This window comes from Ruegeria sp. YKSF131, assembly GCF_059612645.1.
On record NZ_JBXWQZ010000095.1, the window covers coordinates 1 to 10,518 of the forward strand.

Consider the following 10,518-nt stretch of genomic DNA (forward strand, 5'->3'; position numbering starts at 1 on the left):
ACGCGACGCTTGCTTCACCGCAAATCCGCCGCATAATCACATGAACCAGATGAGCCAGACCCTCTCTTAGCTCACGCCGCCATCTGTCCCAAAATCCCTGACGACGGACAGTCAACGTAACAAAAGATCAGATATGGGTGCGTGAAGGTATTCTGCCACGGTTCCCAAACTCACGGGCGCCGCAGTTTGACTTCAGCAATGGCCAGCTTGTGGTGCCGCATCCTCCGCATCAGCGCGTGGACATTCAGGAGCCTTATGTGCGCGAAATGGAAATCGACCCAAAGCTGTACTACCCCGAAGGATACCACCCCGAGCTGCTGACCGAATGGCCAGTTGACGGCGATCTTGTTGTTCCTTTGGATGCTCTTCCGGATAACTTGAAAGAGAGCATGGGCGCAGCGTGGCGCCATCGTGAAGCCAACCGCAAAGTGCTGGAAGAACAAAGCGACAATTAAATCGCGACGGCAATCAAACCGGCCATCCAAATCGCCGGGTGGCCGGTCAACTTTTTCCAAATCACCGCAGGAGGGATGAAGTCTTGTTGATCGTACTTGGTCTCTATTTTGGAATAGTCTGGCTGGTCTTCTCCAAGTTCCAACTTCTCCCCTGGAACGGGATCTGGAAAACTCTGGTGTTGATTTTCGCTGAGAACTGACCCGGTATTTTCACCGAGATTTGACCCGGCTTTGTTCATGTATCGGTGTCTATGCTTTGGTCAATGTCGGCGTCTCCTTTCTTGTTTTCTTTGCAGCTTCTGAGCTGGCTTTGAAGCGGTAGCTGTCATTGCCTTTTCCCAGATGTGGCAGCGGTGTGTGAGCCGGTCGATCAATGCGGCCGCAAAAATCTTCGAACAACATCTGCAATCCGGACTTTCGGGTAGAAAACGACCGCGAAAATCCACTGATTTCACCTGAAAGCCCTCGAATCGGTTGTTGTAACTGGTCAAGTTACAAGCAGGGTTTGATTTGTGTTAATGTAGTTTCATCCACCGAGGTTTCCGATGCCGCAGCGGGTGCATAACTTTCTCAGCGAGCTTGGGCTCACCGAATACAACGAGGCCTTTCGCGAGCAAGGCGTTGATTACGATCTACTTGGCGATTTGACTGCCGACGATTTGCGTGAGTTGGGGATAGAAAAGCTTGGCCACCGTAAACGCATCTTGGCTGCGGCAGCACAGATTGAAACCAAGGTGGATCGCGAGGCGCCAGTCAGGCGGCGCCTGCTGACCTTGATGTTTGCTGATTTGGTCGACTCAACGGCGCTGTCAACACAGATCACTCTGGAAGATTATCACGCCCATATCCGCAGTTTTCAGAATGCCGCCAAAAGCACGGTCGAACAGTACGGTGGCTATGTCGCAAAGTATTTCGGTGACGGCGTGTTGGCATATTTTGGCTATCCCCAAAGTCATGAAGACGATGCAGACCGTGCCATTCGAGCGGGCTGGGAATTGGTCAAATTGGTTTCGGACTTACGCGGTTCACCAGAAGGCATTACTGTGGCAGCCCGTGTCGGCATTGAAACAGGGCCAGTGGTTATTGGAGAGGTCGTTGGTGAAGGTACTGCCAGCGAACACAGCGCCTTGGGATCCACACCAAATCTTGCGGCACGCTTGCAGTCTGTAGCTTCCCCAAGTTGCGTGGTTGTTGGCCCGGCAAGCCGACGCCTCGCTGATGGCAATGTCCATTTCGAAAGTCTTGGGCCACATACTCTGAAAGGCTTCGAGGATCCGGTTCCCGTTTGGAAGGTAACCGCCATTGCCAGATCGCGAGACCGTTTAGATCGACAAAAAGGCAACCTGACACCTCTCATCGGACGCCGCCAAGAGTTGAACGCTTTGACTTCTGCGCTAAGGCGTATGCGTGTAGGTGCCTCAATGGCGGTGAATGTGATCGGTGAAGCCGGGATTGGAAAGTCGAGACTTGTTCGTGAATTTTTTGATAATTCTGGGGGAACATTTACCAGTCTAAAGGGTCAATGCAGCCCCCATGGAGGGTCCACTGCTTTCCACCCATTTATCGAATTGGTCCGTGAGTATGTAGCGGATAGAAAACGGGAAGGCCTCTCGCCAGAAGACGGGTTTACCCAGATTGGGCTGGATCGCAAACGCCACGTGCCCTATTTGCTACTGCTCATCGGAAATAAAAAAGTTGATCAATCGCAAATCGATCCAGAATTGGTTGGACCCCGCACACATGAAGCCCTGATCGAACTGGTGGTTTCTCATGGACGGACGTCTCCAACGGTTCTGTTTCTCAACGATCTGCATTGGGCCGACGAAAGATCGGTAAGTGTTATCAATCACCTGATCCGCAAAGCTGATAGGCCTGGCGTCCTGGTTCTAACTTGTTACAGACCGGACTTTGAGGCGACGTGGCTCAACGCCCCGGGGGTTGAGAATATCAACCTGATCCCCTTGGATCGAGAACAGTCAGCTCTGCTGCTTCGCGAATGCGTGGCCTTAGAAGCAGAAACTCGTGATTTTAGCGATCTTGTTACGCGCGCTGGAGGCAATCCTCTTTTCCTGGAGGAACTTGCACGTCACGTTTTGGGCGCTTACGAGAGTTTGGAAACTGAAACCGGGGCTTCTATTCCCGATACCCTTGCAGGTCTCTTGATGCACAGGGTCGATGCGCTTTCTCCCGGTGCGCGCCGCGTCACGGAAATGGCGTCAGTTCTTGGCCGCGAAGCGGAAATCTCGTTACTTGGAGACAATTTGCAGACAGAATTCGATGCAATTGGTGGGCTGGGTATTCTGGAGCCCTCGCCACAGAATGCAAACAAAGTGCGCTTCCACCACGCACTCGTTCAACAGGTGATATATGAAAGCTTGCTTTCTGATGACCGACGTATGCTTCATCTGGAGGCGGCACAGAGAATTGAAGATAAGCACGCCGACAACCTGGCCGAGGTGGCGGAGACCCTCGCGCATCATTTCGAAGCTGCCGGCGAATACAAATCCACCGCTCGTTTCGCCTATTTAGCAGGTTGCAAGGCGCTTGACCTTTTTGCATTGCGCGACGCCGAAATGTGGTTTGGAAAATGCCTGGACCTGACGATGAATCAAACCGGGGATGAGGCGACATTACTCCTGGCTCGGGCTGTTGTGAATCAGACGCAGGTTCTTTGCTGGAATGGAGATTTTGCAGCGATGACCAAGCTGGCAAAAAGCCACTTGCCGCGCATACAAACCCTTGGTGAAATTGAAGAAGTTTCGCGATCACTAACGTGGATTGGTGAAGGTTATCTACATGCCGGACGTTTCAAGGACGCGGCAAAATCGTTTGATTCTGCTCTGCACATTGGCCGCCAACTTGGAGATGAAAGTTGCGTCGGTTATTCGCTTGGGCTGACCCTGTGGTTGGACTGTATCGTTGCAGAAGGCGAGTGGTACTCCAAGTTGGTGTCTCAGGCAGACGTTGTGCAAGCGGCTGGCGAACAACTTGGAGATCGCTATCTAAAAACGTTGGCTTATTATGGACGGTGGTGCCACGCGATACAGATCGGAAAAGTAAGTGTCGCGGTAGAAATCGCTCAATCATTGTTTGAGATGGGCGATCACGACAGCTATCCGCCAGCTGAGTGCTGGGGTGCCTGTCTCCTTGCAGTCAGCCATGCGATGGCTGGGAACAAGATTGAAGCGTTCCAATTTGCGCGCACCGGGATGGAAAGTGCTGCGAGCGGTTTTGACCGGCTTATGTCCGAGCTTGCTTTAGGAATGACGCACGTGGCGCTGGGTGAACCAGAACAAGGCTTGGAGCGCCTTGCTAAGGCGCCGTGGCGCAGTGAGCAGATCGGCGCATTCTACTTTGCGTATGCCGGAGACGCCGCGTATGGCTCCGCGTTGATCCAGACAGGGCGAACTGATGAAGGGATCAAATGGCTTGAGACCGGCATTAGCCATTTTGAGGGCTGCGGAAACCTCCGTGGCGCCTGTATTTCAAGATTGGAGCTTCTGAAATACATTGCCACAACAAAGCACTTGTCGGCAGCGCGAAAAATCCTGCTGGAAATTCATGTCAACGCAGCCAATTTGGAAATGGATGGGCTCCACTCGGAAGCAATTGGAATTGTTGCCGAAATGGAGCTACAAGCGAAGCAACCTGAAAAGGCGCTTCAGCTCATTGAACTTGGAATTCAAATTTGTGTTCCGCTAGGCTGGCCAACTCTGGAGCAGAGCCTAAACCACACCGCACTACGGATAAAAAATGCGTCTGAGATCTAACCGTTCTGTCAGAACGCAGATTTCCATTGCTCGGTATCGACAAACCAGCGTTCTTCGGTGATCAGGTCATCAGAATTGAACTTGAATAACACCGCGCATTGCGAGCCGTTTGGCAGTTTGTCAGACCTAAACTCTACAACGTTCATGATCTCATTGTCACCCGGGCAAAAACGCAGGTCAGTTATGTCGAAGCCCGGAGGCAGCGCTTGACCAATCCCGTCAAGAGCCGATCTAAAAGCAATCCGGCCCTCCAATACATCATTCTGGCCGGGCAAGACGAATATCATATCCTCAGCATAGAAACTCGCAAGCTTGTCCATTTCCCCAGCCGCAAGCGCTGCCCAACCTGCCTTCAGATCTTCTAATTGTTTTTCATGTGCCATTTTATAATACCCCTGTCGGCAAATGCGCGTTCTCAGAAAGTGTACCATTTTTTCCGTAGGTCGGAGAATTTTCCGGCAGTTTGACGCGGTGCCTTTTGGCAATGACAGAAATAGCCTGCTTGGGGCGACTGCCGGTATAGTTCGTGTAAAGAATACTGATCGGTTCACGAATGGCCGGAACGACCGACCGCTGTGCAGCACCGTGATCTCTCGTCGAGCGTCTGTTCTGGACTGACCTAGCAAGACTGCCGGCACGGTGAAACGTGACCTGGACAATCTCACTAACTGCGCATTGATGTCATTGGGGCTTCGCGCAGCATCGGTCTGTGTGGGCTCAATACCGTCATTTGCTGCATACTGAGCGTATGGCCGCTTTTAATAGGGATCATTTGCCGCTGAGCCTATTATCGCGGCTTATGTCAAATCTGGAGAAGTTCGTTGGATGAGGCCAAAGTCAGCGATTCTTATACCTGAGATTAAGTTCGACCTGCAATGGTTGCCCGGTATTCTACATGAGGATTTGACATGAAAAAACTTGCAACCATCGACCCGCCCAGGACAAACGCCAACGCCTTTGAAGTGCTGGCGCGCTGCCAGTCCGCAGCCGAAAGCGCTGGAGCTGAACAAGCCAGAATTCAGTCCTTTCTGGAAGACGCCGTCCAAGGTGACTTTGAGCACTTGCTGCGTGTGGTGAAAACCCACTTCGAGGTCTCTAGCGTCAGGACTTGATTAGAGAGGGCCTGGTATGCCACCAGGCCGCTAATTCAAAATACTCTCAGTCACCGGTAAGCCTGCCTAGCGGGTTGACGGCTCATTTTGTGTTCGAGAACCTGGTCATCGCCCACGTAAAAAACGGTGCGAATTTCCGACAGTTTCCGGAAATCGAATGTTTCTGCCGATGATGTCTTGAAGGACGGTGCGCGCAGTATCACTATTAGACTAAACGTCCTTAAACCAAGTCTTGTTCATTGTTTTCACTCCCAGATTGGCTGCGCTCCAAGCCAAAGCAACTCACCGAAGCAAATCAAAAGCCCGCAAGCGGGCTTGAGGCCGAACCGGTTGCGAAGGTCGGCACCAATATCGACCGGCCGGTCATCAATCTTTATCGACCCCATATCACCTCTGGGGATTGTCTGATTGTCACCGGGTATCAGGATTTCTTGTCTTCACTGTCGATTTTGATGAAGGAATTGCCCGAGCTGAGGGATCCGGAAAGTGACAGCGACATCCGGATCCGAATATCGTTCGGGATCGATACGGCGAACACCAAACGTCTAACCAACCCCAAACCGGTCACCGAAGAAATGAAACTCTACTGGCTGGAGCGCTCCGGGCTTCAAGTGGAAGAGGATCACGATCTCATCGCGGTGCTGGCAAAACACGCCATCAAAACCGGGAAAATTGATCTGCGTGTCTTCGATCCGGAGCTCGCCAAACGCAAGTTGGGGATAACCGGGGATCGGCGGCTACACTCAAAAATCGTCAGCTCACCAAAAGGTGCCGTCGCCGGGTCCGCAAACTTTTCCTACTCAGGGCTCTACAAAAACATCGAGTATGCCGATGACCTGGCTGCGGGCACTCATGAACTTCAGGTCGAACGCACAGAAGCCGCTGAGCAGGCTTGGGATGTGTCTGTCGATTGGAATACCGAAGCGCTGGAAATACTCGAAAAGCTTATCAAACCGGTGACCGCTGAAGACGCGATGGCGCGAACTATCTCGGAGCAAAAGGGGTTCGAACCCTGGCTCACCGGAGACCGAAAAGATATCACGAGCCACACGCTGTTTGGGTATCAACAGGAGCTGACCTATGAGGCGTGTTCCATCGTCTATGACCATGGGATCGCCTTCGTAGAAGCGCCAACCGGTTCGGGAAAGACAGAGATCGGCTGTCACCTGGCTGAAGCATTGTCAGAAACATTCTCAGAAGTCGTGCCCCGCTCCCCGGTCCATGGCGTTGCGCGAAAAAATGCAGCTGTAATTGCCCCGCCCAAAGTCATTCCCAGTTGGCGCAAGTACTCGACAAACTCGCTCCGACCTGTCGCAAACAGCAAACTTGCCAAACAACACCTCCGCGGCGCTGGCGACGAAGAAAAATCTGGGCTCAGGCTCGATCAGTTTGGCATTCTGATAATCGATGAGAGCCACACTGTGACACCGGGCTTTGAACAAGCATCTCAAATGGCCTCAGCCATCGAACTTGCCCCGCCAAGTTGGAACGTCTGTCTGTCGGCTACGCTGCTCGGGAACCGCGATGTCGACTGGTTGACCCATATGCAGGAGAAGCGGGCGTCCATTTTCATGACCCCTACCTTCATTCAGGCCATGGGCGAGTTATTTGAGCGCGAAACCCAAGTTCCTAAGGATATCTTCAACCCGGGTGCGCAACTGGCCGTCCTATCAGAACCTGACACGACGCTCACGCGAGAGGCTCGCAACGCACTCGCTCAGTTGGTTTCGCCGTTTTTGACACGCAGACAACGGAAATGCATTGGCGAGGACGAAGATCCGACCAAGCACAGTTACCCAAGACTAGAAAACCACGGGCGCCCGAAGAAACTTAAGGTGACAAAGCCTCAGCAAACGCGCCTGGATGAGATTGTTGCTCTCTGCAAAGAACTTGCGCCTGGCGGTAGGGTGACCGCAGTCGAGAAAAGCCGCTTCGGACACGTCAGCACGCAACAAAGCACGCAGGATCAGCTCTACATCCGAAACCTTTTGAACATTCTGCGCGTGAGTGCCGCCCAAGCCCATTGGGAGATGTCTCATGGAGCTATTGGCAAATCGCTTCGCGACTTCGAGCGTGGTGGAAAATCGAAGAAAAAGGTATCCCACCGCGACCAGTCCGACATGTTCGCAGCACTGGGAATAGAAGCGCCTGAACCCACAAAGAAATGCGACGCTTTAAACCAAAAACTGGGTCTCAGTGTTCTCAAGGAGCTTGATGAGAAGCGGTATGAGGCGTGCCTGAGAATACAAAATGAAAAAGACAGGGTCGTCTTTCTCGCAGAACGGACGGACACACTCGAGATTTTTGCAGAAGCGCTTTCGCGCAGAGGCCACCACACCAACTATGTCGTGGGAAACCAAACCAAAGGTGCAGATCGCGCCGTGAAGGCGATCTTTGGAGATGGCCCCGACAGTTTCAAGCGTATCAAACAGGGCAAGTCCGTGGAGTCTTACTTCCGACCTGGAGGAAAGAACGAACCAAAAGGATCTGCATCGGTTTTTCTGACTTACAAGATGGCTGAAGGCATCAACCTTCAGTCGTCAGACACGCTGGTGTTGCTTGGTCTGACCTCGAACCTGAAAGAGCTCATCCAAGGTCTGGGTAGGATCGACAGGATCGATAGTGAGTTCGGGGTCGTCAATTACCACCTTGTTGATGTGCCAGTAGGTCAGTTTGCATCTGACGAAAAAATCGCCCAGCGCATAGAGAACTATAAAACTTTGGCTGGGGAGGCGCTAATCGACGCCGTTTTAGAAGAAAGCACCGAAGACGCAGAACTGATCCTCAATAGTGTTGTAAAATATCTGCGATCCCCACGGCTGCTTCGCGACAATAACTTTCACGACGTGCTGGAACGCACCAAGCAAACAATCGCAGAAGACCGCTACAAACTCATCGACAAGGCCAAGATCCAGGGCACCTGGGGCGCCGAGTTGGCGCTCTTATCGGCCCGTGAGAAATTCACGGCGCTACATCTCAAAGGACTTAGCAAGAGCAATAGCTTCTTTCCGCCACGCCTGCTGCTTCTAAAGGATACTGCGCCAGGCCTGATATTGGAACGCGACCAGCTGGCCTGCGTCCAATCTCTGGAGACTGCATACGAACGGACCAGAAGCCTGGGCATGGAACACGCCCACATGTCTCTGGAAGATCTCTCCGAAGCGCTGGAGACGATTTCAGAGCAGATCGGCAAGCTGACCGAGTGGGACTTGCGCCCAGCGCGCGTTGAGAGTCTCATGAAAGCCTGCGCCGAGTTCATGGGACGCAAGAGTGGTGTCGAACTCAGTGATCAAGAATGGTTTGGCCATCTGACACTACCGGCCGTGGAAATGGTGTGCGAGGCGTGGAGCCGTGAGCTTGATCCCTTCTGGGAAAAAGCAAAACACGAAGTGCGTGACAGCTTCGCCTATGAGGATCTTCCCAAGGGGTACATCGCGCTTCAGGTTATCCTGGAAAAGCTCGAAAGCGATCATCAGGCGTCCGCTAAGATCCATGAAAAGATGGTCCGGGTCATCGAGGAAGCTGAGCAGATTTCACGCGACCACGAACCCGCAATCGGACAGCGCATTTCAGTGGTGTTCTTTTCGGATGGTGCAGGCGAGCACTAGGCGGCCTCAGATAGCAGCGAAGCCAGATTGTCAATCGGCATTCAAAACTGACCCTGTATAGGCATCCAATTTCTTCACTCATTCCGCCGTTTGCTAATGATTGTCTTGGGGCGTTCTCGCGGCCCCGTGTTGCATTCCGTGTCCACCTTTTTTGATTAATGATTTTAGCAGCCATTTTTGAGCAGGTTTTGCTTCCGTTGAATTCTCTTTCAACCACTTCACAGTTGTCTCGTCGTGAGAAAGTTGGTCCACAAGCAAATAGTAGATAACAGCTCGATACTTGGATCGCTCTGAACGTCCGTATAAGTCGATAACAGATTTGATCCATTCCATCAGCTTCGGACTATCCGGCAAGCCTAACTTTCCAACCAAAAAGTTCGATTTTACTCTTTCGAGCTCGCTGATTTGAGTCGCTGCTATGGTGGCCAAATCACGCTGATAAATGGCTGGTCCACAACCAATCGTAATTTTGGTCAATAGGTCCATGTCTGGCTCGACGCCAACTTTAGTTCTAAGGTCTTCGGCATATTTGGCTATTAGTTGATCGCGCCTACTGCCACGTTCAAGATGTCGCGTTCGAACGGTTCTCTTGGCTCGCATCAAGTTAGAAACCACATCGCTTGGGACTCCTATGCGAAACGCCTCAAGACGATCTTTACTACTGTTCTTGGACAGTTCCTCCAGCTGCGAGGAAGATATATTCTGCCAAACTCCCAGCGCCGTCAGCCGCGTTGCTAATGAAGTGGTTTGATCAAGTTCAGCTTCACCGCCGTCTGCGGCCATGGATAAGAACCGACCAAGCTTCTCTATAAACTCCGTTCGGCCTTCTTCCGTTTGCAGAGCAGACATAAGGCGTCTCTCTTGAGATGGTCTAATCGATGTAAGATCATATTCCATTATTTTCCCGACCACTATGCCTTAGGAGGAATGTAGTACGTATCGACAGGAATCCCAAAAGACTCAAAGACAGCCGCCACGTTTAGCAGGTGCTTTTCGATCCGCTGCTCGCCGTAACCAAACCGTCCTGAACCGTTTGTAATAACCCATCCGCGTACACCGAATTCTGGATCAGGATCGTAAAGCAATTCTCCTCCAATTCGGGCTGTTTTTTGATCGCTGTCGATCAAAGACGGATGTCCCAGTTTTCGAAAGCCAACTGGAACCTTGATGCCCCGCGCGAGTGGGAAGCGTCTACCTTCTTTGATGTTTTCATAGACTTCTTCTAGCGCAAGGTGAAGGCGACCTTCTTTGTCCAGCACCCACAAAATCGGCAACATCTCATGTGCGACTTGGGCAATCCTGAGCCCTTCTATCGCTGTTTCCATGTATTTCAATAAAGATGCAGCTGTCGCATCCGTTAGTTCGGTCAAGCTAGCAGGGACCATTTCCATTTCGATTGGGTCGACTTTTTCTGCTTTGACGACGTTGCCAAAAAAGTCATCTAATGGGCACTTGGGGTTGCCTACTGTCTGACGTCAGCGCCAATGGGACAGTTTAGGTCGATTTGATAAGAGAGGGTTTCTGGCTCATCGTAACCGCCAAGGAGTGGAGATGAGAAAGAAACCCGGAACCA

Annotated in this window: 7 protein-coding genes and 2 pseudogenes; 4 read left to right on the forward strand and 5 right to left on the reverse strand. The window is 52.0% G+C overall.

The window, feature by feature from the left end; genetic code table 11:
- The first annotated feature begins 137 nt into the window (after nucleotides 1-137).
- Nucleotides 138-455: a hypothetical protein gene (locus AC2FLZ_RS20905; RefSeq protein WP_496882714.1), complete on the forward strand. Its 318-nt coding sequence runs from the start codon at nucleotides 138-140 to the stop codon at nucleotides 453-455.
- Here AC2FLZ_RS20905 and AC2FLZ_RS20910 read toward each other — a convergent pair.
- Together AC2FLZ_RS20910 and AC2FLZ_RS20915 are read right to left on the reverse strand one after the other, a co-directional pair.
- Nucleotides 452-694, reverse strand: coding sequence for a hypothetical protein (locus tag AC2FLZ_RS20910; protein WP_496882715.1), 243 nt, complete (start codon nucleotides 692-694; stop codon nucleotides 452-454). The genes AC2FLZ_RS20905 and AC2FLZ_RS20910 overlap by 4 nt on opposite strands.
- Before the next feature lie 10 nt (nucleotides 695-704).
- Nucleotides 705-832: pseudogene (locus AC2FLZ_RS20915) on the reverse strand (ATP-binding protein); the annotation flags it as partial.
- Between the two features lie 168 nt (nucleotides 833-1,000).
- Here AC2FLZ_RS20915 and AC2FLZ_RS20920 point away from each other — a divergent pair.
- Nucleotides 1,001-4,225, forward strand: a complete 3,225-nt coding sequence (locus tag AC2FLZ_RS20920) for an AAA family ATPase (RefSeq protein ID WP_496882716.1) — start codon at nucleotides 1,001-1,003, stop codon at nucleotides 4,223-4,225.
- 8 nt (nucleotides 4,226-4,233) lie between these two features.
- Here AC2FLZ_RS20920 and AC2FLZ_RS20925 read toward each other — a convergent pair whose 3' ends face one another.
- Nucleotides 4,234-4,608 carry a nuclear transport factor 2 family protein gene (locus tag AC2FLZ_RS20925; RefSeq protein WP_480496461.1) on the reverse strand — a complete coding sequence of 125 codons (375 nt, stop codon included), beginning with the start codon at nucleotides 4,606-4,608 and terminating at the stop codon, nucleotides 4,234-4,236.
- A gap of 525 nt (nucleotides 4,609-5,133) precedes the next feature.
- On the opposite strand from AC2FLZ_RS20925, the gene AC2FLZ_RS20930 reads away from it, so the two are divergent.
- A complete protein-coding gene (locus AC2FLZ_RS20930; protein WP_496747828.1) occupies nucleotides 5,134-5,337 on the forward strand; it encodes a hypothetical protein in 204 nt (67 codons plus the stop codon).
- Between the two features lie 239 nt (nucleotides 5,338-5,576).
- Nucleotides 5,577-8,945, forward strand: coding sequence for a DEAD/DEAH box helicase family protein (locus AC2FLZ_RS20935; RefSeq protein ID WP_496882717.1), 3,369 nt, complete (start codon nucleotides 5,577-5,579; stop codon nucleotides 8,943-8,945).
- A gap of 249 nt (nucleotides 8,946-9,194) precedes the next feature.
- Here AC2FLZ_RS20935 and AC2FLZ_RS20940 read toward each other — a convergent pair.
- Both AC2FLZ_RS20940 and AC2FLZ_RS20945 read right to left on the reverse strand, forming a co-directional pair.
- Nucleotides 9,195-9,545: pseudogene (locus AC2FLZ_RS20940) on the reverse strand (DUF2853 family protein); the annotation flags it as partial.
- Nucleotides 9,546-9,856: 311 nt separating this feature from the next.
- Nucleotides 9,857-10,315: a hypothetical protein gene (locus AC2FLZ_RS20945; protein ID WP_496882718.1), complete on the reverse strand. Its 459-nt coding sequence runs from the start codon at nucleotides 10,313-10,315 to the stop codon at nucleotides 9,857-9,859.
- Nucleotides 10,316-10,518 lie beyond the last annotated feature (203 nt).

Bases quoted from the DNA above. Each gene is read 5' to 3' on its own strand.
- AC2FLZ_RS20920 (WP_496882716.1), top strand. From the start codon at position 1,001: ATGCCGCAGCGGGTGCATAACTTTCTCAGCGAGCTTGGGCTCACCGAA.
- AC2FLZ_RS20930 (WP_496747828.1), top strand. From the start codon at position 5,134: ATGAAAAAACTTGCAACCATCGACCCGCCCAGGACAAACGCCAACGCC.
- AC2FLZ_RS20910 (WP_496882715.1), bottom strand. From the start codon at position 694: ATGAACAAAGCCGGGTCAAATCTCGGTGAAAATACCGGGTCAGTTCTC.
- AC2FLZ_RS20925 (WP_480496461.1), bottom strand. From the start codon at position 4,608: ATGGCACATGAAAAACAATTAGAAGATCTGAAGGCAGGTTGGGCAGCG.